Genomic DNA, 22,817 nt, shown 5'->3' on the forward strand with positions numbered 1-22,817 from the left:
GCGCGGCACGAAGCCCCGCGCTTCGAGGAACATCCATGAAAATCAACGGCAACGAAATCCGCCCCGGCTACGTGATCGAGTACCAGAACAGCCTTTGGGTCGCGGTGAAGACCATGGCGGTGAAGCCGGGCAAAGGCCCCGCTTACAATCAGGTCGAACTCAAAAACCTGATCGACGGCCGCAAGCTCAACAACCGCTTCGGCTCCGACGAGCGCGTCGAGCGCGGCAGGCTGGAGCAGAAGGATTTCCAGTACCTCTATAAAGAGGGCGAGAACCTCGTATTCATGGACTCCGACACCTACGAACAGATCAGCCTCGCGGAAGAATTCGTCGGCGAGCGAGCGCTCTTTCTCCAGGACGGCATGACCGTCACGCTGGAAATGCACGACGAGCGTCCCATCGGCATCAAGCTGCCCGACTACGTCACGCTGGAGATCGTCGAAGCCGATCCGGTCGTGAAGGGCCAGACTGCGGCGTCCTCGTACAAGCCGGCCAAGCTCGAGAACGGCCTGCGCGTGATGGTGCCGCCGTTCATCGGCACCGGCGAGAAGGTCGTGGTCGATACCAACGAAATCACCTACGTCCGCCGCGCCGAGTAAGCGGCTTGCTCCGTTCCGCAAATTACACCGTGATGGCGGCGGCCGCGCGCAAGGCGGGCCGCGCGCTGGTGCGCGACTTCAACGAGGTCGAGCATCTGCAAGTTTCGGTGAAGGGGCCGGGCAACTTCGTCTCCGCCGCCGACAAGCGCGCCGAGCAGATCATCTTCAACGAACTCTCCAAGGCGCGGCCCGACTTCGGCTTCGTCATGGAAGAGAGCGGCGAAGTGAAGGGCAAGGACGCCTCGCACACCTTCATCGTCGATCCGCTCGACGGCACCACGAACTTCCTGCACGGCATTCCGCTGTTCGCGGTATCCATCGGTCTCGTGAAGGACGGCGTGCCGGTCGCGGGCGTGATCTACAATCCGATCATGGACGAACTCTACGCCGCCGAGCGCGGCAAGGGCGCGTTCTTCAACGACCGCCGCATCCGCGTCGCCGCGCGCCGCACCCTCGCCGACTCCGTCATCACTTGCGGCATCCCGCATCAGGGCCGCGGGGATCTCGCGCGCTTCCGCCGCGAGATCGAGCGCATGCAGCCGGAAGTCGCCGGCCTGCGCCGCACGGGTGCGGCCTCGATTGATCTCGCGTGGGTTGCAAGCGGACGCTTTGACGGATTCTGGGAACGCGATCTTTCGCCATGGGACATGGCCGCTGGTATCGTGATCTTGCAGGAGGCCGGCGGCTTCGTCACCGATCTCGATGGCGGCCCCGACATGCTGACCAAGGGTCACATCGTCATCGCCAATCCCGATTTGCAGCCGCAAATCCTGAAGCTGCTCAAAAGCGCGTAACGGGTCGCATCGCACCCGCCGTCATTCTGCCGTCACCGGACTTTATTTGGCTGTTTCCCGTGCGATACTCGTCACGGGTGGCGGTAAACCGTGGAGTGGCGGCAGGAGATGGCGCGCAAGGCGAAAGCGACGGACGGTATCGACGGATACGCGAAGATTTCTTCGCCGCGGATTTTTCTGCTCCGCATGACGGTATTTCTGGTGCTCGCGGCGCTGATCGCGACCCTGCTCTACAAACAGATTTACAACGCCTTCCTCGCGAACCCGCTGCTGAACGGATTGATCCTCGGCGTCTTGCTGATCGGCATTATCCTCTCGGTGCGGCAGGTGGCGCGGCTGTTTCCGGAAGTGCGCTGGGTGAACGAATTCCGCGTCGCCGATCCGGGCCTTGCGGTGGATCGCGCGCCGGTGCTGCTCGCGCCGATGGCGATGCTGCTGCGCGACCGCGTGGGCCGCATGACCATCTCGCAACTCACCATGCGCGGCATTCTCGAATCCATCGGCACGCGGCTGGATGAGTCGCGCGACGTCGGCCGCTATCTCGCGGGCCTGCTCGTGTTCCTCGGCCTGCTTGGCACCTTCTGGGGCCTGCTGGAAACCGTCGGCTCAATCGGCCGGGTGATTTCCTCGCTGGATGCGAGCGGCGACTCCGCGCGCATCTTCGACGATCTGAAATCCGGCCTTGCCGCGCCGCTCGGCGGCATGGGCATTGCGTTCTCGTCGTCGCTGTTCGGCCTTGCCGGATCGCTGGTGCTCGGCTTCCTCGATCTGCAAGCGAGCCAGGCGCAGAACCGCTTCTATACCGATCTCGAAGACTGGCTTTCGACCACGGTCGAGGATCTCGGCGTGGCGCAGACGGATGTTTCCGGCGCGGGCGCCGCTTCGGCCGCGCCACTGGCCGCTGCGATCCAGCGTCTCGAAAAAACCATCGAGGCTTCCGGTGGAGAACGCGGCACGAAAGCGATGGCGAACCTTGCCGGCAGCTTGCAGGAACTCGTCCAGCACATGCGCACCGAACAGCAGATGCTCCGCGACTGGGTGGAGGCGCAGGCCGACCGGCAGGGTGAAATCCGCGAACTGCTGGAGCGCATCGCACGCGCGGAAACCGGCGAACGGAGGCGGTGATCCGGTTCTGACATTCGTACGGCGCTACTCGCGAACTCATTTGCGAATGTCAGAACCAAAGGATCACCGCAGTTATAAATGGCTAGTGTCCTTCGTATCCGGCGTTCGCTCGGAGGCCACCGAACCCCTAAGCGAACGCCGGATACGGGACACTAGCTAATGGCGCTGGGCCGCTCGCGCGCCGACCGCAGGATCGACTACTGGCCGGGCTTCGTCGACGCGCTCTCGACGCTGCTGCTCGTCTTCATCTTCCTGATCTCGGTCTTCATGATCGCGCAGTATTTTCTTGGACGCGAGATCGCGGGCAAGCAGGACCAGCTCACGCGCCTGAACGTGCAGCTCAAGCAGCTTGCCGACCTGCTGTCGCTGGAGCGCGCGACTTCCGCTTCGCTCGAAGACCAGCTTTCCGGATTGCGCGCGAGCCTGCGCGCCACCGAAGCCGAGCGCGATAAGCTGCGCGGCGACGGCGTCGGCCTTGGCGACGCGAAAACGCGGATCGATTCAATCGCCGCCGACCTCGAAGCGGAGAAAAAACTCAGCTCGCAACAGGTGTCGCAGATCACGCTCCTGAACCAGCAACTCGTCGCGCTGCGCCGCCAGATCGCGGCACTCGAAGCGGCGCTGGAGGCCTCCGAAAAGCGCGAGAAGGAAAGCCAGACCAAGATTTCTGATCTCGGCTCCCGCCTCAACGTCGCGCTCGCGCAGCGCGTGCAGGAACTAAACCGCTACCGCTCCGATTTCTTCGGCAGGCTGCGCGAAGTGCTCGGCAACCGCCCGGAAATCCGCATCGTCGGCGACCGCTTCGTGTTCCAGTCGGAAGTGTTCTTCGATCCCGGCTCCGCCGACCTGAAGGACAGCGCCGCGCCCGAACTCGACAAGCTGGCGGCCGCGCTGCTCGAACTGGTCGACAAAATCCCGAAGGATATTCCGTGGGTGCTGCGGGTGGACGGCCACACCGACGTACGGCCGATCTCGAACGCGCGCTTTCCCTCGAACTGGGAGCTTTCCTCGTCGCGCGCGATCTCGGTCGTGAAATACCTGATGACGAAGGGCCTCTCACCCGACCGCCTCGTCGCCGCGGGCTTCGGCGAATTCCAGCCCATCGACCCCGCGAACAACGACGATGCCTACCGCCGCAACCGCCGCATCGAACTGAAGATCACCGAGCGTTGACTTCTCTCATGGTGAGGAGCGATGCACCGATGCCGGGTTTACCGGACATCGGATTTAAAAAATGCACACGTCGGCTAAAGCCGACTTGTGTGCATCGCGTCTCGAGCCATGAACCTCATCCTTCGTGACGCCGTGCTTCGCGCGGCTCCTCAGGATGAGGCCTCAATGATTGCCGAACTGCAACGCCGCGAGGCGCGAATAAAGCCCGCCACTCGCGGAGAGTTTCGCGTGCGTACCTTCTTCCGCCACGCGACCCTTCTGCAACACGACGATGCGGTCCGCGCCGAGCACGGTGGCGAGCCTGTGCGCGATCACCAGCGACGTACGCCCTTCCATCGTGCGCTCCAGCGCCTGCTGCACCAGCGCTTCGCTCTCAGCGTCCAGCGCGGAGGTGGCCTCGTCGAGGAGCAGCACCGGCGCATCGCGCAGCACAGCACGCGCAATCGCGAGCCGCTGCCGCTGCCCACCCGATAACGTGACGCCACGCTCTCCGACCGGCGTATCGAAACCTTGCGAAAGCGCGGCCACGAACTCCGACACCAGCGCTGTGTCCGCGGCGCGCTTTACTTCGTCGTCGCTCGCATCGGGCCTGCCGTAGCGGATGTTCTCGGCGATGGAAGCCGCAAAGATCACCGGATCCTGCGGCACCAGCGCGATGTTCCTGCGAACGCCAAGCGGATCGGCCTTCGCAATGTCGATGCCGTCGAGCAGCACCCTTCCCGCCTGCGGATCGTCGAAGCGAAGCAGCAGATGAAACAGCGTGCTCTTGCCCGAACCGGAAGGACCGACAATCGCAATGCGTTCGCCGGGCGCAGCCGTGAACGTCACGTCCGTCAGCACGTTGGTATCGCGGCGCGACGGATAGGCGTAGGTCACGCCCTCGAAGCGCACTTCCCCGCGCAGCTTCGCAGGCAAAGCCAGCGGCGCGGCGGGCGCGACGATCGCGGGCTGCACGTTCAGCAATTCGATGATGCGCTCCGCCGCGCCCGCGGTCTGCGAGATTTCGCCCCAGACTTCCGAGAGCGCGCCGAGCGCCCCCGCCGCGAATACCGCATAGAGCACGAACTGGCCGAGCGTACCCGGCGACATTTCCTTTGCGAGCACCGACTGCGCACCGGACCACAAAATCAGCACGACGGAAGCGAAGGCGAGGAAAATCGCAATGGCTGTGAGCAGCGCGCGCGATTTCGTCGCCGCCTGTGCGGCTTCATATGCGCGCTCAACGGCGCCGGAGAAGCGCAAACGCGCGGCGTCTTCGGCGGTCATCGCCTGCACGGTCTTCGCCGCGCCTATCGCTTCGGATGCGAACGCGGTCGCATCCGCCAGCATGTCCTGTGCCATGCGCGAGCGCTTGCGTACCGCGCGCCCGAAGCCGAACAGCGGCAGCATCACCGCGGGAATCGCGATCAGCACAAGCAGCGACAGCCTCGGCGACGTCACCACCATCATCGCGATAGCGCCGATCAGCAGGAGCGCGTTACGCAGCGCGACCGAAGCAGAAGAACCAACCGCGGATTTGATCTGCGTGGTGTCGGCGGTAAGGCGCGAGGTGATCTCGCCCGCACGCGCGCTGTCGTAAAAACCGGCATCAAGCGCGATCACTTGGCCGAACACCGCATTCCGCAGGTCCGCGACCACGCGCTCGCCGATTGTCGTCACGAGGTAGTAGCGGGCGGCACTCGCCAGCGCGAGCACGGCCACCACGCCGAGGATCGCACCGAAATACTGGTTGACGGTCCCGCCCGCATCCTGCGCGAAGCCGAGGTCGATCATCCGGCGTACCGCCAGCGGGATCGCCAGCGTCGCCACCGCCGCCACGAACAGGGCCGCGACAGCCGCGGCAAAACGCCCCCGGTAGCGCAGGACATAGGGCATAAGGGCCAAAAGCGGGCGGATCGGGCCTGCGGAAGCCCGCGAGGGGGCAGCCCCGGAGGGTGGAACAGGCTCGGCTTGAGTCACAGGACGCCCTCGGCTATATCGCCCGCCAATCAGCGAGGCTTATGGATTGACCTGGCGCGGCCCCTTTCGCGCCTGAGTGAAGAGGATTGGCGATGAAAGAAGGCATTCACCCCGACTACCACACCATCAAGGTCGTGATGACGGACGGCTCGGAATACACGACGCGCTCGACCTGGGGCAAGGAGGGCGACAAGCTGAACCTCGACATCGACCCGAAGACGCACCCGGCATGGACCGGCGGCTCGGCACAACTGCTCGACCGCGGCGGCCGCCTGTCGCGTTTCAAGAACAAGTTCGGTTCGATCGGCGCAGCCGGTACTCCGGCTGGCGACAAGGCTCCGGCCGCGCCCGCGAAAGACGCGAAGAAGAAGTAATTCTTCGGGCAACCGGAAATACAAAACCCCGCGGGCGACCGCGGGGTTTTTTGTTTCAGCGCGTGGAAGCGCTCAGCCCTTGGCCGTACTGAAGGCGGCGCGGAGCAATCCCAGTTGATGCTCGACCGGATTGACCGCCGCTTTCGGCGCATCGGTTTCCGGATTGTAGATGAGCTGGTCGAGCCGCGTGACCTGCTCGTGAACATTGCGGGAAGATTCGATCAGGCTGCGCAGGCGCACGGGCAGCGACGCCATGGATTCTTCGTGGGGCGTCTGCCAGTTCGAGAGCTTCACCTTGCTCTTTTCGGTTTTCGCCTGGTCGAAGGTGAGTTCGCCTTCGTTCACCGCGCGCTGGAGCAGAAGCCACGACGCGATCTGCATGAGCCGCGTGGTGAGGCGCATGGATTCGGTTGCATAGGCCAGCGCGCCGGCGCGGTTCAGCGCTTTCGCTTCCGCGCGGCCCGGCCCGTCGAGATAGGCAGCCGTGGTTTCGACCAGCGCCATGCCTTCGCGGAACAGCGCGGCGAATTGTTCGCCCGAAACCATCCGCTCGGCGAGGTGAACGGGAAAACCGGATTTCTTAATTGCGTCGGACATGTCCTTCCCCGGCAGTCTTGTACCGCCGCTCGCGTTCCCGCCCAAGCGGGAAGAAGCGGCACATGCGGCATCGTCGGCGATTGCCGCCGATTTTTCAGTGCACGTTGCATGCCGCGCACACTGTGCGGGAACGGCACAAAAAAAGAGCCGCCCAAAAGAGCGGCTCGAAGTCTGTTCACAGGGAGGCGTCAAACAGAGTGGACAGGAGCCACTCGACGTCCAGAAACTGGACAATTCGAATAGTGATCTCGAAACCTTAATGAGTGGTTAATTCGTAAAATTGCGATGAATTTCAACGCTTGAAAAAGCTGTCGGCGGCCGATTTCGAGGCTTCCTTCTTCGCAATGTCGGCTTCCAGCCGTGCGATCTCCTCTTTCAGCAGCGCGATGCGCTCGCGCAGTTCGCCGGCGGAAATCATCGAGAGGTCGGCGCCGATTTCGTGCACGACTTTCTTCTTCGGACGATCGTCTTCCATTTTTTCCTCCCGGCATCCGTTGCCCAGTGTATCGCGCAAGGCCGGTGATTTGTCATGGCTGCGCGGGCGCTCTAAGGACAGGCCATAAATTGCCGGAGCGAATATCATGTCCTTGCCCGAACAGATGACCGTTATCGCCGTTTCCACTCCCGGCGCGCCGGAAGTGCTGAAGCCGGAACAGCGTCCCGTGCCGAAACCCGAAGGCACGCAGATTCTGGTTCGCGTGCTGGCGGCGGGCGTGAACCGCCCCGACGTGATGCAGCGGCAGGGCAAGTATCCGCCGCCGCCGGGCGCGCCGGATTATCCGGGACTCGAAATCGCGGGCGAAGTCGCGGCACTCGGCGCGAACGCGAAGCGCTGGAAGCTTGGCGACAAGGTTTGCGCGCTGGTCGCGGGCGGCGGCTACGCCGAATATGCGATCGTCGACGAGAGCAATGCGCTGCCCGTGCCGAAAGGCTTCTCTTTCACCGAAGCGGCCGCACTCCCAGAAACCTTCTTCACCGTCTGGCACAACGTGTTCGAGCGCGGACGCCTGCGCGCGGGCGAGACCTTGCTGCTGCACGGCGGCTCCAGCGGCATCGGCACCACGGCGATCATGCTGGCGAAAGCCTTCGGCGCGAAGGTGATCGTCACCGCAGGCTCGAAGGAAAAATGCGATGCCTGCGTGAAGCTCGGTGCCGATGTGGCGGTCGACTACAAGACACAGGATTTCGTCGCACTGACCAAGGAGCATACCGGCGGCAAGGGCGCCGATCTCATCGTCGACATGGTCGGCGGCCCCTACGTGGACCGCAATCTCGACGCCGCGGCGGTCGAAGGCCGCATCGTGCAGATCGCGACCCAGCAGGGCTTCAAGGTCGAGATGAACCTCATCAAGATCATGTCGAAGCGCCTCACCTACACCGGCTCCACACTCCGCCCGCGCCCGGTCGCGGACAAGGCCGCGATAGCCGCAGCACTCCTCGAAAAGGCGTGGCCGCTGCTCGATCAGGGCAAGATCAGGCCGGTGATCGACTCCACCTTTCCGCTCGCAGAGGCCGCGAAGGCCCACGCGCGCATGGAGTCGAGCGGGCACGTCGGGAAAATCGTGCTGACGGCGGGCTGAGACGTCGTCGAGGAGCGCCGATCAAGCCAATTAACCTCGATATTTCCTTGCCTTGCCGCCGCCGCATGGGGCGGCTACTTCTCGCCTCTGGTCCGGAGGGGGAATTCGGGCCTCTCCCCGGAGGGCGGGATTTTGCGGTTCGGAAGGCTGTTGCTTGCGTCGATGGCCCTGCTGGCACTTGCCGCGGGACATGAGCCTGCGCGCGCGGTCGAAGCCATCACCGTCCGCGCCGGCGTCCCTGCCCTCGATCTCCTGCCCGCCGTAGAGCGTCATCAGACCGACGGCGACCGCCTGCAGGTCTCCACCGCACCGGGCACCGACGGCATCGTGCGCCGCATCGAAGTCCGCGCCCGCGCATCCAGCGGCACCACAAACTGGATCGTCTTCGCGCTCACCAATAATTCCGACGAACAGCTCGATCGCCTCTTGGTCGCGCCGAACTACCTGATGTCGGGATCGGGTGTGTTCTGGCCAGATCTCGGCGCGGCGCGAATCGTCAACCTCACGCCGAGCCAGGGCTTCCGCCCGGAACGCCAGAACCATTCCGACGCCGAAGTCTACCTGATCACGATGGACCCTGGCTCGACCGTGACCTTCGTGGTCGAACTTGCCTCGGAGCAGATTCCGCAACTTCGTTTGTGGGATCCGCGCGCCTACGAGGCCAAGGTCAATTCATTCACGCTCTATAACGGCATCGTCATCGGCGTCGCCGGTTTGCTCGCATTGTTTCTCACCATTCTCTTCGTGGTGAAGGGCAGCGTGATGTTCCCCGCCGCTGCGGCGTTGGCATGGGCCGTGCTCGGTTACATCGGCATCGACTTCAACTTCTGGGCCAAGGTGTTTTCGCTCTCGCCCGCCGCGGAGCAATTCTGGCGCGCTTCCGGCGAAGCCATACTCGCGGCGACGCTGGTGGTCTTCCTGTTCGCGTACCTCAATCTCAGCCGTTGGCATGTGCGCTATGCGCAGCTTGCCGCAGGCTGGCTGATCTTCCTTTCCGCGCTGGTGGCGCTCGCGCTGTTCGATCCGGCGATTGCCGCCGGCATCGCGCGCCTGTCGCTCCTGATCGTGTCGGTGTTCGGCTTCGCGCTGGTCGTCTATCTCGCGACCCACGGCTTCGACCGCGCGGTGCTGCTGATCCCGACCTGGTTCCTGCTGACCGTCTGGGTGCTCGCGGCGGGCTTCGCCGTCGGCGGCCTGATTACCAACGACCTCGCTCCGCCCGCTCTGCTCGGCGGCCTCGAACTGATCGTGATGCTGATCGGCTTCACGGTGATGCAGCATGCCTTCGCCGGCGTCACCGCCGAAGGCATGATGAGCGACATCGAGCGCCGCGCGCTGGCGCTGACCGGCGCCGCTGAAATTGTCTGGGACTGGGACGTGATCCGCGACCGCGTATATGTCGGCCCGGAAGCCGAGCAGTTGCTCGGCCTTGCGCGCGGCACGCTCGATACCGAAGCCGCGGGCTGGCTGGAATTCGTACATCAGGCCGACCGCGACCGTTTCCGCATGGCGCTCGACGGCATCCTCGACCAGCGCCGCGGCCGCATCATGCAGCAGCTTCGCCTGCGCGCGGAGGACGGCCATTACTTCTGGTTCGCGCTGCGTGCGCGGCCGGTGGTCGGTACCGACGGCGAGGTGCTGCGCGTGGTCGGCACCATGAACGACATCACCGAATGGAAGACCGCCGAGGAGCGGCTTCTGCAGGACGCCGTGAACGACAACCTCACCGGCCTGCCGAACCGCGAACTGTTCCTCGACCGCCTTGATGCCGCGCTCGGCTTCGCCCGCGCCGACGACAAGGTGCGCCCCACCCTCGTCATCGTCGATCTCGACAAGTTCAAGCAGGTGAACACCTCGGTCGGCACCGCGGCCGGGGATTCGATCCTGCTCACCGTCGCGCGCCGCCTGAAACGCCTGCTCAAGCCGCAGGACACGCTGGCCCGCATCTCCGGCGACCAGTTCGCGATCATCCTGCTCTCGGAGCGCGAAGCCGACCGCATCACCGCCTTTGCCGACACCATCCGCCGCACCGTGCGAGCGCCCATCGGCTTCGGCGAGCGCCAGATTTTCCTGACCGCCTCAATCGGCATCGCGCTGGTCGACGGCCAGACCAAGGACCGCGACGAGGTGTTGAAGAACGCCGAACTCGCGATGCACGCCGCGCAGCAGGCGGGCAACGACCGTATCGAAGTCTTCAAGCCCTCCATGCGCAACGAGCGCATCGACCGCGTCACGCTGGAATCCGACCTGCGCAAGGCGCTGGAGCGCGAGGAGATCATCATTCTCTACCAGCCGGTGATGCGCCTCGAAGACCGCACCATCGCGGGGTTCGAAGCCTTGATGCGCTGGAACCACCCGAAACTCGGCCGCCTCGGCCCCGCCGAATTCATCCCGCTTGCGGAAGAGACCGGCATCATCATCGAACTCGGCCGCTTCGCGATGGAGCGCGCCGCGCGCCGGCTTGCGATCTGGCAGCGCGCGCTGCCGAACCTGAACCCGCTGTTCGTCGCGGTGAATGTCTCCTCGCGCCAGCTTCTGCGCCACGATCTCATTCAGGACGTGAAGGGCATCCTCTCGCGCCACGCGGTATCGCCGGGCACGCTGAAACTCGAACTCACCGAGTCGCTGGTGATGGAGAACCCGGAACTGGCGGCGCAGATGCTGACGAAGATCCGCGAACTCGGCGCGGGACTGTCGCTCGACGATTTCGGCACCGGCTATTCATCGCTTGCCTATCTGCAACGCTTTCCATTCGACACGCTGAAGATCGACCAGCAATTCGTGAAAGGCACCGGCAAGGGGCGCAATGCGCGTCCGGTGATTTTGCGAGCCATCGTCCAGCTTGCCCACGATCTCGGCATGGAAGTGGTCGCGGAAGGGGCGGAGTCGGATTCGGATGCGATCGAACTGTATCAGCTCGGATGCGAATTCGCGCAGGGCTATGCCTTCGGCGAGCCGATGACCGCGGATGAGGCGCGCAAGCTCATCGTTCCCGACGCCATCGGCGCGCGCCCGAAAGCGCGTGCGCAGGCAGCGGTCTAGATTTCACGCACGTCCGGCTTCGGAAGAAAGTTTCGCGGGATCGACGCCGATCTTGCGCAGCGCGTGTTCGTATTTCTGGTCCGCGTGCAGGCCGAAGATCAATTCAGGGTCGGCATCGCAGTTGAGCCAGCCGTTCGCCTGGATTTCGTTTTCCAGTTGCCCCGGCGCCCAGCCGGCGTAGCCGAGCGCCAGCACCGCGCTCGCGGGGCCTTTGCCGGTGGCGATGGCTTTGAGGATGTCGAGCGAGGCAGTCAGGCAAACGCTATCGTCGATCGGCAGCGTGGAGTTCTCGACGAAATAATCGGCACTGTGCAGAACGAAGCCGCGCTGCGTTTCCACCGGGCCGCCGCGCAGCACGCGCACGGCCTCGCAATGGGCTGGCAGTTCGATATCGCCCTCGCCGCCGGGTACCACGCTCAACTGGACCAGCAGATCGGAAAAGCGGATGTTCTGCGCGGGCTGGTTGACGATGATGCCCATCGCGCCCTCGGAGGAATGGGCGCAGAGATAGATCACGCTGCGGGTGAAACGGTCGTCGCGAATGGTCGGCATCGCGACCAGAACCTGGCCGTCGAGATAGCCTTCGTTCGGAAGTTCGGAAGAATCGCGGCCGATCTTCATGGTTTGAATCCTATCCGAAGACAGGTGCCGGGAAAATGCGGCGAATCGCGGGTCTGGTTCACGCATTCGTGCTTGGGATCCTTCCGGTCCGGTGCTTTAGAAACATTCTCGCCGTGGTGAAAAAATGCGTCTGCGCAACTTTCGTTCCTTCATCCGTTTTTCGGCTGTCGCCATGACATTCCTTGCCGCAAGCACAGGCTACGGCAACGCCGTGAGTTCGCTGCCCGTTGCCGCCGGGCAGGCAACCGTGCGCCTGCTTGCATCGGGTTTGAACAATACAAATTCCGCGCCAGTTTTTTCCGGCGGTGTCGAAGTCGTGCTGAACGAAGGCTGGAAGACTTATTGGCGCTATCCCGGCGACGCGGGGATTCCGCCGCGTTTCGACTGGAACGGTTCCGAGAATGTGGCGAGCGTCGAGGTGCTTTATCCCGCGCCGAAGCGTATCGAGGACGGCAGCGGACAGGCCTCCATCGGCTATGAGAAGCGCGTAATTTTTCCGTTACGCATCGTGCCGAAGGACGCAACGAAGCCGGTGTCGCTGAAACTGAAACTCGATTTCGCGACCTGCGAGAAAATCTGCATCCCCGCCGAAGCCCTGCTCGCACTCGACGTAACAACCACCGCGCCGCAGGACGCTGACCTAGCGGACGCAGAGAAATTCGTGCCGCAAAAGGCAAAACTTGCCGAGCCGCGCCCATTCGCGATTCTATCCGCTACCGTCGAGCGCGGAAAAAATCCCGATGGCTCCGACGGCCGGATCATCGTGAAAGCGCTTGCGCGAAGCGTTGGCCCGCTCGATCTCTTCGCCGAAGGCCCGACCGAAGAATGGACGCTGGCGCTGCCCGAACTGCTGCGCAACGACGCCGGGAACGTTACCTTCGCCATCCCGCTTTCCGGCTCGCGTATGGGCATGAACGACATCCCGCCGAAGCTGCGCCTCACGCTCGTCGCGGACGAGCAGGCGGTCGAGTACGAAATCCCGCTCGACTAATTCGCTCGCCTGACTAGGATGCGCCCGCGCCGCGTTTCCTGCGCGCAAACACCCCGCGAGGATCGAGAATGACCATCAAGGTGGGCGAAAAACTGCCCGACGCCACGTTCCAGATCATGACCGCCGACGGCGTGAAGCCGAAGACCGGCGCCGAAATCTTTGCGGGCAAGAAGGTCGTGCTGTTCGGCGTGCCGGGCGCGTTCACGCCGACCTGCTCGCGCAACCACCTGCCCGGCTTCATCGCGCGGGCCGACGAGTTTTTCGCGAAGGGCGTGGACACCATCGCCGTCACCGCCGTCAACGACGTGCACGTCATGGGTGCGTGGGCGAAGGCCAATCCCGGCAAGATCGATTTCCTTGCCGACGGCAATGGCGATTTCTGCAAGGCCATCGGCCTCGATTTCGATGCCGCTGAGCGCATGCTCGGTCCGGTACGCTCCCGGCGCTACGCACTCTATGCCGTAGACGGCGTGGTGAAGGTCCTGAACGTCGAGGAAGTGACCTCGAAGGCCGAAGTCTCCGGCGCGGATAACCTGCTGAAGGCGATCTAGCCCTCAGGCAATAATATCCGGAAACAACTGGTCCTCGATCGCATACATGCGGTCGCGGAGCTGGAGCTTGCGCTTCTTCAGGCGCTGCACCTGGATGCGGTCGTGCCCGCTGGTCGAAAGCAGGGCGTCGATCGCGGAATCCAGATCGCGATGCTCCTGTTTCAGCCGCTCCAGTTCCAGCGTTAACTCGCGCTCTTCTTCCCGCGTCATCGCCCCGCCGCATATGCGAAACGCGCGGATTGCCGCGCGCGAAAAAGTATTGCGCCGCGGCGGAACTCCCGCAAGTGCCCGCCGCTGCGGGATTTTCCCGCAGGGGTTCCACAGGCGGCGTTTTTTCGGCTCCTTCCGTGCGGGTTTCTGTCGACTTGCCATAAAGCCGATGGCAGACTCGATCGTCTCGAACTGCAAACAGGGAGAGACCACCCCCATGTCGATTCAGTCGCATTTGACCGAACTTCAGCGGAAGCATCAGGCGTTGGAGCGTGAGATCGAGTCCGAACGTACCCATCCTTCGAGCGATAGTTTGCGGCTCGCCGAGTTGAAGCGGCGCAAGCTCGTGCTGAAAGAAGAAATCGAACGGATACGCGCCGGCGCGACGGTGCATTAAAGCGAACCGGTTCCCGAATGCGTCATGCCGCCGGCGATCAGCCGGCGGTTTTGTTTTGGAACGGATTTTTACGGCGCAGTGATTTACCTTGCTTATTATACTTAACCGCAGGTTAAGAAAGACTCTAATCGAATTTTATCTATCGTCGCGCGCATCGGTCGTTATGCGTTGCGTCGCTGCGTAATTGAAGACCGCGATTTTCTTCGCGGCACCCTGCGGCAGAGATAAGCCGCCACAGCCTCTCGATCCATTCCGGCCTTCACAGGAAGCGCCGCGCGCCCTTCGGGTCTCCGGCGCAGGAGAGGCAAAAAATGAAACGTATTGTGTTGGCATTGATTGCCGCGGTTGCCGTTGTCGCTTCCGCCAATTTCGCTTCGGCGCGCGTTGCCACGCCGGAAATGCTGGTCACCGGGAATAACGTCGAGCGCGTGCTGTTCGGCGGCAAGAAATACAAGGCGCCCAAGTTCAAGCAGACGAAATTCAAGGCGCCGAAGTTCAAGTACACGAAATTCAAGGCGCCGAAATTCAAGTACAGCAAGTTCAAGCACAAGAAGTTCGGCCACCATAAGGTGAAGAAGCCGAAGGGTCCGAGCTACGGCCCGAAGGGTCACAGCGCGACCGGTCTTTATGTCGTCGGCGGCGTGGTTTGCTCCGCGGCGTTCCCGATCATCAATGCCGCGCTCGATGGCCCGGTGCCGACTTCGGAAGAAGCACTCTGGAACATGGCCGGCTGCTTCATCCCGCCGCTCGGCATCTACCAGTTCATTCAGAGCATCTCGAACCCCTGATCGAACGTCATAAGGTAACAAAAAAAAGCCCGGCGCGAGCGCCGGGCTTTTCTCTTGATTGGTCCGAAGCGATTCAGCCGGCCTGCAGATTGGCGGCTGCGGCCTTGCCACGCTCGGTCGTGATGTCGAACGAAACCTTCTGACCTTCGTTCAACGTCGTCAAACCCGCGCGCTGCACGGCGGAAATATGGACGAAAACGTCCTTGCCGCCGTCATCCGGCTGGATGAATCCGTAGCCCTTCTGCGTATTGAACCACTTCACGGTACCAGTAGCCATTCACGGCCTCCTTAGAAACGCACGCTCATGTGCGGTCGTAGCGGCACCCCCGACCATCGCGGGTGCCATAACAATCCGAGTTTTGGGAAGTGTCTTGAAAGCGCAGCCCAAAACGGGAGCGTGGTAGCAAGGCCAGCCAAAACCAAGTTGCGGGCCGCTAAAGACTCGATTTTTGCGGCAAGGTCAAGGCGCAAGCAGTCCCCCGTCATCGTCGTCCGATACGCTCGGATGTAGCTAAACCTGTTGAACCTGCTTTCGTTCCGGGGGTTTTCAGGGATTTTTTCGATCAAACGATTGGCTCGCGTGTGTGGCAGAAAGGTCATCAACCATGACACATGTGCTGCCACAATTTTCGGCAAGTTTTACCCGTCTCCCGCGACACAGGATTACGTCTGGCCGCTAATTTTCCGCTGCACGCGTTTGTCGAAACGCTCCACATTAACGACAACACGCTCGTGCGTGCCGCCGCCGATGGTTTCCTTTTCGTCCTCGGCGGTGACGTCGAAAAAGATATTTCGGCCTTCTACCCCGGTAACCGTCGCGGTGGCCCTGATCTTCATGCCCACCGGGGTCGCCGCGATGTGTTTCACGTTCAAAAGCGTGCCGAGGCTTTGATGACCGGCCGGGAGCAGATGTTCCGCGGCCTTCAATGCCGCCGCTTCGATCAGGTTGATCATCACCGGCGTCGCGAGGACGCGGATTTTTCCAGAACCTACGCGCGGCGCGGTGTGTTCTTCGCCGACTACGAGTTCGGCTGCGCCAGTCATGCCGGCTTTGATGTTCGCGGTGGTGTCGGTCATTCACGATCCTAAATTCGTCATGGCCGGAGTTATCACCCAAATCGGATCCGCCCGACTCAGGCCTTATTTATTCAGAAGTCGCGCAAGCGGAATTTTGCTGCCATCCAAGTCTTGCAACGCTCATTACAGTAAAGGTGTGAATGCGCACGACAAGCGCGGGCATGACGCAGGATAACAGCAATCGCATGATTGCTTGATTCAATCACCCCGCCAATTTCGCCGCTTCCCGGCCCGCGATGCGACCGGAGAAAATGCAGCCACCGAGGAACGTGCCTTCCAGCGCGCGATAGCCATGCACGCCGCCGCCCCCGAAGCCCGCGACCTCGCCCGCTGCAAACACATTGCCGAGCGGCATCTTGCCGTCCTTCAGCACGCGCGAGGTCAAATCCGTCTCCAGTCCGCCGAGCGTCTTGCGCGTCAGCACCCACAGCCGCACCGCGATCAGCGGACCCGCCGCCGGATCGAGCAATTTATGCGGCTTCACGGTGCGGATCAGCTTGTCGCCGAGATAGACGCGCGCGGCGCGGATCGCCGCGATCTGTAAATCCTTGCCATATTTATTGTTCAGGTCGCGGTCGCGCGACTCCACTTCGCGCGTGACGGTTTCCAGATCGACCAGGTTTTTCTGGGTCAGCGCATTCATCTTGGAAACGAGTTCGGGCAGCGAATTCGCGGTGACGAAATCTTTTCCGGCGTTGATGAACTTCTGCACGGGCGTCAGCGTACCACGCCCGCGCTTGAGCACGCCCATAATGCTCTTGCCCGTGAGATCGGGATTCTGCTCCTGCCCGGAAAGCGCGAATTCTTTTCCGATGATGCGCTGGTTGAGCAGGAACCACGAATGGTCATCGCCATGCTTCGTGATGTGCGCGAGCGCGCCGAGGCCGTCATAGCCGGGGAACAGCGGCACCGGAAAACGTTTTCCCCGTGCATCGAGCCATAACGGTGTCGGACCGGAGAGAATGCGAATGCCGTGGTGCGACCAGATCGGCGCGTAATTGTCGATGCCTTCCGGGTAATGCCACATGCGGTCGGCATTGATGAGCCGCCCGCCCGCGCGCTCCACCACGCCCTGCATCAGACCGTCGACATGGTCGGGCACGCCGGAAAGCATTTGCGCGGGCGCCTTGCCCATGTTCGCGGGCCAGTTCTTGCGCACCAGGTCGTGATTGCCGCCAATGCCGCCGCTCGTCACGATGATCGCCTGCGCTTTCAGCGCAAACTCGCCGATCACCTTGCGCGATGATTTCGCCGCGCGCTCCACGTTCGAGGCTTCGAGAATCTCGCCCTCGACGCCGTCATTCGCGCCACCGCTCGCGGTCAGCTTCGTCACGCGATGGCGGAAGCGGAATGAAACAAGTCCCTTCTTCTCCGCTTCGCGCAGACGGCGCACGAACGGTTCGACCAGCGCCGGACCCGTGCCCCATGTGATGTGAAAGCGCGGCACCGAATTGCCGTGACCCGTCGCGGTATAGCCGCCGCGCTCCGCCCAACCCGGCACCGGAAACCAGCGCACGCCCTGCGCGTGCAGCCATGCACGCTTCTCGCCGGAAGCGAAATCGACATAGGCCTCGGCCCATTTGCGCGGCCAGTAATCCTCCTCGCGGTCGAACGCGGCGGAGCCTTGCCAGTCCTGCCACGCAAGCTCGCGCGAGTCCTTGATGCCGAGACGGCGCTGTTCGGGACTGTCCACCAGCATCAGGCCGCCGAACGACCAGAACGCCTGTCCGCCGAGCGACTGCTCCGGCTCCTGATCGAGCAGGATGACTTTCTTTCCGGCATCGGCGACTTCCGCCGCCGCGACCAGCCCCGCCAGTCCGCCGCCGACGACGATGACGTCCGCGTCCATGCATGTCTCCCGCATTCCTCATGCGCAATGCGCACGCGGCTTCGCTTGCCGCTGTTGTTTCCCGTCAGTATAGCCTAGCGAAACTTTCCGTCCCGCGCGACTGCGCGCTCACATTTCCGCAACATCCGCTTTGTCCTCTTATGCAAAAGCTCCACCCCCGCTATGGCCGCATAATCGTTCCAGCGCTGCTGACATTCTTCATGACCGCTATCGTGTCCGGCATTTCAACGCTGGTCGCGGTTGGCCCAAGCCTGCTGGCGCTGAAGATTTGGTCCAGTGCATGGCCCGCATCGTGGTTCGTTGCCTTCCCCGCAGCCTCATTCATGCTGCCATTTTCACAATGGCTCGCGAGCTTCGTGGTCCAGCAGCCGAAGTAGCGCTCAGGACTTCTTGAAGGTCCGCGCGACATAGGCGCGGATATTCTCCGCCGTCTCCGGCGCAGACCATACCTTCATGATCTTGCCGTCGAGACCGGAGCGGTCGTTCTTGAGGAATTGCCGCGCGGGTGCGCGGACGTGGAGCTTGTTGACCGCGAAGGCATCCGCCCGGATTGCGGCCAGTTGCGCGGCTATTTCAAGCGAGCGATCCATCAGGCGCTCGGCGCTTACCGCCTGATCGGCAAAACCACAACGGAGAGCGCCTTCGGTATCGAAGGTTTCTCCGGACGCGGTGAACTTCGGGAAGTGTAGCGGCGAAGTCGTCGCGCGCAGCACTTCAAAGGCAAACGGCGGAAACGGCACGCCGACCAGCAATTCGGTCACGCCCATACGCCCGGCATCCTTCGCCAGCACGCGATAATCGGCGCAACAGGCAAGTACGCAGCCGCCGGCAATGGCATGACCGTTGATGGCGGCAATCACCGGCTTCGGGAAATAGAAAATCTCCCCGTACATCTCATCGAGCGCACCCACGAGCGCGCGCAGATATTTCCGCCCGCCCTCTGCGGCACGTGGAAGATCGACGCCCGCCGAGAAAATCTTTCCTTCGCTGGCGAGGATAACAGCCCGCGCATCCGATTTCGCGAGCCGGCGAAACTCTTTCTTCAACGCCTTGCAGAACTCGACGTCGAGCGCGTTGGCCTTTCCATGACGCAGCGTGAGGACAGCGATATCGCCTTCGTTGCGAAGCTCGAACACTTCTTACTTCTCGCTCTGCTTCTTGTGATGCTGCATGAACATGAACACCGTCAGCGCAAGGATGACCGCGCCGATCCCACCGCCCATTAAAAGCAGGTTTTGCGAGGCTTCGCCGATGATGGTGCGGCCGAGGAAAAACACCGCAAGCACCAGGATCACCACGCCGGACAACGTAGTCTTGAGATCGTCGATGGTTTCGACCTTCACCCACTTCGGCACAGGGATCTCATCCTGAATGTAGAGCTGATACAGGCCGATCGCGACGATGTGCAGCACCGTCACGAGGAGGAAGGTATCGACCGCTTCGATGGCAGCGAGTGTCAGCTTTTTGCCGTCCGACTTCGTGGTGAGCAGTAGCTTCACCGCTTCATACACTTCAAACAGCGCATAGATCAGCAGCGCGGTGGCGATCACGAAGGTCGCGACGATGGCGATCAGCATCGTGCCGCGCGCGAACAGCACGAACGTGCCGAGAAACGGCCGTTCTTTCAGCGCCAGCCGCCAGTCGATGTCGTTTTGAAGTGGGAGCTTTTGTTTGCGGGGAGCGGCCATTTTAAGTTCCTTCTCCGCATCCTTCGGGACAACCGCTTCGCGGCATCCTAAGCATGAGGATTAAAAAAGTAACATGCCTCATGGTGAGGAGCGAGCAACCGATGTCGGGTTCACCCGACATCGGAATTCTAAGAATTCATAAGCCGGCCGAGGCCGACTTGTGTACTCGCGTCTCGAAACATGAGGAGAAAATCAAACTTCCTTTGTCATCTCGCGCAGCTTGAACTTCTGAATCTTTCCGGTCGAGGTCTTCGGCAATTCGACGAAAGCGATGTGCCGCGGCACCTTGAAGCCCGCGAGGTTCGCCTTGCAGTGGGCGATCAGTTCTTCCCGAGTCGCTTCCTTGCCGGGCTTCAGTTCGATGAACGCGCAGGGCGTCTCTCCCCACTTGTCGTCGGCTTTCGCGACCACCGCCGCCGCCTGCACCGCAGGGTGCTTGTAGAGCGCGTCTTCCACTTCAATCGACGAAATATTCTCACCACCGGAAATGATGATGTCCTTGGAGCGGTCTTTCAGCTGAATGTAGCCATCCGCATGCATCACGCCGAGATCGCCGGAGTGAAACCAGCCACCCGCGAACGCCTTCTGCGTGGCGGACGGGTTCTTCAGATAACCCTTCATCACCACGTTGCCACGAAACATCACCTCGCCCATCGTCTCGCCGTCGCGCGGCACCGGCTGCATGGTCTCCGGGTCCATGACGTCAAGGCCTTCGAGCGGATTGATGGTGACGCCCTGCCGCGCCTTCTTCGCGGCCTGCGCCGCCGGATCGAGCAGATCCCATTCCTGATGCCAGTCGTTCACCGCGGCCGGGCCGTAGGTTTCGGTTAGGCCGTAAAGGTGCGTGACGTTGAAGCCAGCACCCTTCATGCCGGCCAGCACCGCTTCCGGCGGCGGCGCAGCCGCGGTGAAGAACTCCACCACATGCGGCAGCGGTTTCTTTTCTTCTTCCGGCGCGTTGAGCAACGTCGCCATGACAATCGGCGCGCCGCAGAGATGCGTGACTTTATGCTCCGCGATCAGATCGAACATCAGCTTCGCGCGCACCTGCCTGAGACAGACATGCGTGCCGGAGCAGACCGAAATCGACCACGGGAAGCACCAGCCGTTGCAGTGAAACATCGGCAGGGTCCAGAGATAGACCGCGTGCTTCTTCATGCTGCCGGTCAGCACGTTGCCGGTCGCGAGCAACGCCGCGCCGCGATGATGGTAGACCACGCCCTTCGGGTCGCCGGTGGTGCCGGAAGTATAATTGAGCGAGATCGCGTCCCACTCGTCGCCCGGCGCGGCGCGCTGATAGTCTTCGCCGCCCTCCGCGACCAGCGCCTCATAATCGAGCGTACCGATCCTCTCGCCGTCGCCCTTGTATTCGGGATCGTCGTAATCGACGACCAGCGGCTTCGCCTTGCAAAGTTTCAACGCTTCCTTCGCGACCTTGGAAAATTCCTTGTCGACGATGAAAATCTTCGCCTCGCCGTGATCGAGCGAGAACGCGACGATCGCGGCGTCGAGGCGCGTGTTCAGCGTGTTCAGCACGCCGCCGGTCATCGGCACGCCGTAATGGCATTCCAGCATCGCAGGCGTATTGGCGAGCAGCACCGCGACCGTATCGCCACGCGCGATCCCGCGCTTAGCAAGCGCGGATGCCAGCTTCTTCGAGCGCGCATGGAATTCGCGATAGGTCCGGCGCATCGGCCCGTGGATGATCGCGACATGATCCGGGAACACCGCGGCCGAGCGTTCCAGAAACGCAATCGGCGTCAGCGGCTGATAGTTGGCCGGGTTCTTGTCGAGATCGGTGTCGTAGGCGGTCTTTTTCATACGGTAACCCCTTGCTGGCGCGACCCTAGCGAACGACAAGGGTTTCGATCAATCTGGCTTTTGACAAACGGGAGCGGCCACGGATGCGCTGGATTGCCGGAATACTGGCGGCGCTCGGCGCCTTCGCGCTGGTCCTGCAATTCCGGCTGGTGCTCGGCGTGAATGCCGTGGCCGGCATCGGGATTGGCGAAACCGTGGTCCGCTTCTTCTCCTACTTCACGATCCTCTCGAACACGATGGCCGCCCTAGCCTTGCTCGGCATCGCGCTTGGCCATCGCAATACGTTCTTTTCGCATGCAGGCGTGCAGACCGCGATTGCCGCCTACATCACAGTGGTCTGCATCGTTTATTTCTTCATCCTGAGCGCGCTCTGGACGCCCACCGGCCCGCAATGGCTGGCAGACGTGCTGCTACATTATGCAATGCCGGTATTGTATGTGCTGTTCTGGCTTGCCTTCGTGCCGAAGGATTCGCTTCGCTGGCGCGACGTGCCGTACTGGCTGATCTTCCCGTTACTTTATGTGATCGTAGTATTGGCGCGTGGCAGCTTCGCGAATTTCTGGCCTTATCCGTTTCTGGAAACCGGCAGGCTTGGCTGGGGCGCGGTGCTCTTGAATTGCGCGGCGATGCTCGCGTTCTTCACCGTAGTGGCGCTGGCATACACCGCCATTGCGCGGCTGCTGGCGAAGCGAGCGAAAAATATCTAGCGGAAGAACAGCGTGCCCGCGCCCTGCCGGATCAATTCGAGCGAGACGAGGAACATCAGCGCATAAGCGATGCGGTAGAACAGTTTTTCCGGCACGCGCTTCACCAGCCATATACCGGAAAGATTGGTGAAGATCGCAAGCGGCATCAGCACCAGCGCAGTGAGTAGCGTGCTTTTCGTGAACTCCCCGAGAAAGAAGAACGGGATCACCTTCACTGCGTTCACGCAGGCAAAGAAGATCGTGAAGGTGCCGACGAAAACCATTTTCGGCAATTTCTGCGGCAACACATGAATGTTGACCGGCGGCGAGCCAGCATGCGCCAGCGTGCTGGTGAAGCCGGACAGTGCGCCCCAGAATACGCCGCTTGCGGCATTCGGCTTTTTCGCTTCCGCCGCCTTCCCCAACCCGAACCACTGGTTCAGCACGAACACGCATGCGATCACGCCGATGATGAGCTTGACCCACGCATCCGACACATAGGCGGCGAGCGCCCACGCAATTCCAATTCCCGCAACCGCGCCCGGCAGCAGCACCTTCAGGTTCCACGCATCCCATTCGCGCCGGAACGCCCAGAGCGAAATCGCATCCTGCATGAGCAGGATCGGCAGCAGGATCGCGGCCGCCTGCAACGGCGGCACGATCAACGCGAGTAGTGGCGTCGCCGCCATGCCGATGCCGCCGAACCCGCCCTTGGCGAAGCCAAAGCAGGTCACGGCTATCGCCGCGACAATCCAGAAGACGGGATCGGTGGAAAGCATGCGGCGCGGGTTATAGAGAGCAACTGCCTTCGTTGCTACGCAGGTTCGAGCATAGCTTTTCACCTCGTCATGCCCGGCATAAGCCCCGCCATGACAAATGAATCCTGCGACCAAGG

The 22,817-nt window shown here is 62.3% G+C and carries 25 protein-coding genes; 13 read left to right on the plus strand and 12 right to left on the minus strand.

Annotated elements, in window-relative coordinates; translation table 11 throughout:
• Positions 1-35: 35 nt before the first annotated feature.
• The 4 genes from efp (at position 36) to KF794_12425 (ending at position 3,691) form a co-directional block, all read left to right on the plus strand.
• Positions 36-599 carry an elongation factor P gene (efp, locus tag KF794_12410; GenBank protein ID QYK44563.1) on the plus strand — a complete coding sequence of 188 codons (564 nt, stop codon included), beginning with the start codon at positions 36-38 and terminating at the stop codon, positions 597-599.
• Positions 600-604: 5 nt separating this feature from the next.
• Positions 605-1,393 (plus strand): inositol monophosphatase, encoded by a 789-nt coding sequence (locus KF794_12415; GenBank protein QYK44564.1) that lies wholly within the window; start codon positions 605-607, stop codon positions 1,391-1,393.
• Between the two features lie 108 nt (positions 1,394-1,501).
• Complete coding sequence (locus tag KF794_12420; protein QYK46696.1) at positions 1,502-2,518, plus strand: flagellar motor protein MotA; 1,017 nt, start codon at positions 1,502-1,504, stop codon at positions 2,516-2,518.
• Between the two features lie 159 nt (positions 2,519-2,677).
• A complete protein-coding gene (locus KF794_12425; GenBank protein ID QYK44565.1) occupies positions 2,678-3,691 on the plus strand; it encodes a peptidoglycan -binding protein in 1,014 nt (337 codons plus the stop codon).
• Positions 3,692-3,853: 162 nt separating this feature from the next.
• Here KF794_12425 and KF794_12430 read toward each other — a convergent pair whose 3' ends face one another.
• Entirely contained in the window at positions 3,854-5,683 is a 1,830-nt protein-coding gene (locus tag KF794_12430; GenBank protein ID QYK46697.1) for an ATP-binding cassette domain-containing protein, read from the minus strand.
• Positions 5,684-5,742: 59 nt separating this feature from the next.
• On the opposite strand from KF794_12430, the gene rpmE reads away from it, so the two are divergent.
• Complete coding sequence (gene rpmE, locus KF794_12435) at positions 5,743-6,024, plus strand: 50S ribosomal protein L31 (protein QYK44566.1); 282 nt, start codon at positions 5,743-5,745, stop codon at positions 6,022-6,024.
• Positions 6,025-6,096: 72 nt separating this feature from the next.
• Here rpmE and KF794_12440 read toward each other — a convergent pair whose 3' ends face one another.
• A complete protein-coding gene (locus KF794_12440) occupies positions 6,097-6,621 on the minus strand; it encodes a DUF1465 family protein (GenBank protein ID QYK44567.1) in 525 nt (174 codons plus the stop codon).
• 292 nt (positions 6,622-6,913) lie between these two features.
• A complete protein-coding gene (locus tag KF794_12445; protein QYK44568.1) occupies positions 6,914-7,096 on the minus strand; it encodes a DUF1192 domain-containing protein in 183 nt (60 codons plus the stop codon).
• Positions 7,097-7,199: 103 nt separating this feature from the next.
• On the opposite strand from KF794_12445, the gene KF794_12450 reads away from it, so the two are divergent.
• Positions 7,200-8,201, plus strand: coding sequence for an NAD(P)H-quinone oxidoreductase (locus tag KF794_12450; protein QYK46698.1), 1,002 nt, complete (start codon positions 7,200-7,202; stop codon positions 8,199-8,201).
• 162 nt (positions 8,202-8,363) lie between these two features.
• Positions 8,364-11,243 (plus strand): EAL domain-containing protein, encoded by a 2,880-nt coding sequence (locus tag KF794_12455; protein QYK44569.1) that lies wholly within the window; start codon positions 8,364-8,366, stop codon positions 11,241-11,243.
• Between the two features lie 3 nt (positions 11,244-11,246).
• Here KF794_12455 and KF794_12460 read toward each other — a convergent pair whose 3' ends face one another.
• On the minus strand, positions 11,247-11,864 hold the full coding sequence (locus tag KF794_12460; GenBank protein ID QYK44570.1) for a YqgE/AlgH family protein: 618 nt from the start codon (positions 11,862-11,864) through the stop codon (positions 11,247-11,249).
• A 172-nt stretch (positions 11,865-12,036) separates the two neighbouring features.
• Here KF794_12460 and KF794_12465 point away from each other — a divergent pair, with 172 nt between their 5' ends.
• Together KF794_12465 and KF794_12470 are read left to right on the plus strand one after the other, a co-directional pair.
• Positions 12,037-12,855, plus strand: coding sequence for a hypothetical protein (locus KF794_12465; GenBank protein QYK44571.1), 819 nt, complete (start codon positions 12,037-12,039; stop codon positions 12,853-12,855).
• Positions 12,856-12,923: 68 nt separating this feature from the next.
• Positions 12,924-13,406 carry a redoxin family protein gene (locus KF794_12470; protein QYK44572.1) on the plus strand — a complete coding sequence of 161 codons (483 nt, stop codon included), beginning with the start codon at positions 12,924-12,926 and terminating at the stop codon, positions 13,404-13,406.
• Between the two features lie 3 nt (positions 13,407-13,409).
• Here KF794_12470 and KF794_12475 read toward each other — a convergent pair whose 3' ends face one another.
• The gene (locus KF794_12475) at positions 13,410-13,616 is read right to left on the minus strand and encodes a DUF465 domain-containing protein (protein ID QYK44573.1); all 207 of its coding nucleotides are present in this window, start codon (positions 13,614-13,616) and stop codon (positions 13,410-13,412) included.
• A gap of 217 nt (positions 13,617-13,833) precedes the next feature.
• On the opposite strand from KF794_12475, the gene KF794_12480 reads away from it, so the two are divergent.
• Positions 13,834-14,013 carry a DUF465 domain-containing protein gene (locus KF794_12480; GenBank protein ID QYK46699.1) on the plus strand — a complete coding sequence of 60 codons (180 nt, stop codon included), beginning with the start codon at positions 13,834-13,836 and terminating at the stop codon, positions 14,011-14,013.
• A 311-nt stretch (positions 14,014-14,324) separates the two neighbouring features.
• Positions 14,325-14,801: a hypothetical protein gene (locus tag KF794_12485; GenBank protein ID QYK44574.1), complete on the plus strand. Its 477-nt coding sequence runs from the start codon at positions 14,325-14,327 to the stop codon at positions 14,799-14,801.
• Positions 14,802-14,874: 73 nt separating this feature from the next.
• Here KF794_12485 and KF794_12490 read toward each other — a convergent pair whose 3' ends face one another.
• From KF794_12490 to KF794_12500, 3 genes are all read right to left on the minus strand, one after another.
• Positions 14,875-15,078, minus strand: coding sequence for a cold-shock protein (locus KF794_12490; protein ID QYK44575.1), 204 nt, complete (start codon positions 15,076-15,078; stop codon positions 14,875-14,877).
• Positions 15,079-15,464: 386 nt separating this feature from the next.
• On the minus strand, positions 15,465-15,878 hold the full coding sequence (locus KF794_12495; protein QYK44576.1) for a thioesterase family protein: 414 nt from the start codon (positions 15,876-15,878) through the stop codon (positions 15,465-15,467).
• A gap of 202 nt (positions 15,879-16,080) precedes the next feature.
• Positions 16,081-17,727, minus strand: coding sequence for an FAD-binding dehydrogenase (locus tag KF794_12500; GenBank protein ID QYK44577.1), 1,647 nt, complete (start codon positions 17,725-17,727; stop codon positions 16,081-16,083).
• Between the two features lie 200 nt (positions 17,728-17,927).
• Here KF794_12500 and KF794_12505 point away from each other — a divergent pair, with 200 nt between their 5' ends.
• Entirely contained in the window at positions 17,928-18,104 is a 177-nt protein-coding gene (locus tag KF794_12505; protein ID QYK44578.1) for a DUF2798 domain-containing protein, read from the plus strand.
• A 3-nt stretch (positions 18,105-18,107) separates the two neighbouring features.
• Here the strand turns inward: KF794_12505 and KF794_12510 are convergent, their stop codons facing one another.
• The 3 genes from KF794_12510 to KF794_12520 all read right to left on the minus strand — a co-directional run bounded on the left by KF794_12510 (position 18,108) and on the right by KF794_12520 (position 21,236).
• Positions 18,108-18,863 (minus strand): enoyl-CoA hydratase/isomerase family protein, encoded by a 756-nt coding sequence (locus KF794_12510; protein ID QYK44579.1) that lies wholly within the window; start codon positions 18,861-18,863, stop codon positions 18,108-18,110.
• 3 nt (positions 18,864-18,866) lie between these two features.
• Positions 18,867-19,415 (minus strand): YqhA family protein, encoded by a 549-nt coding sequence (locus tag KF794_12515; protein ID QYK44580.1) that lies wholly within the window; start codon positions 19,413-19,415, stop codon positions 18,867-18,869.
• A gap of 192 nt (positions 19,416-19,607) precedes the next feature.
• Positions 19,608-21,236, minus strand: coding sequence for an acyl-CoA synthetase (locus KF794_12520; protein QYK44581.1), 1,629 nt, complete (start codon positions 21,234-21,236; stop codon positions 19,608-19,610).
• An 83-nt stretch (positions 21,237-21,319) separates the two neighbouring features.
• Here KF794_12520 and KF794_12525 point away from each other — a divergent pair, with 83 nt between their 5' ends.
• Entirely contained in the window at positions 21,320-21,943 is a 624-nt protein-coding gene (locus KF794_12525; GenBank protein ID QYK44582.1) for a Pr6Pr family membrane protein, read from the plus strand.
• Here KF794_12525 and KF794_12530 read toward each other — a convergent pair.
• A complete protein-coding gene (locus tag KF794_12530) occupies positions 21,940-22,701 on the minus strand; it encodes a sulfite exporter TauE/SafE family protein (GenBank protein QYK44583.1) in 762 nt (253 codons plus the stop codon). The two genes, KF794_12525 and KF794_12530, sit on opposite strands and share 4 nt — an antisense overlap.
• Positions 22,702-22,817 lie beyond the last annotated feature (116 nt).

It is taken from the genome of Xanthobacteraceae bacterium, assembly GCA_019454205.1.
GTDB lineage: Bacteria > Pseudomonadota > Alphaproteobacteria > Rhizobiales > Xanthobacteraceae.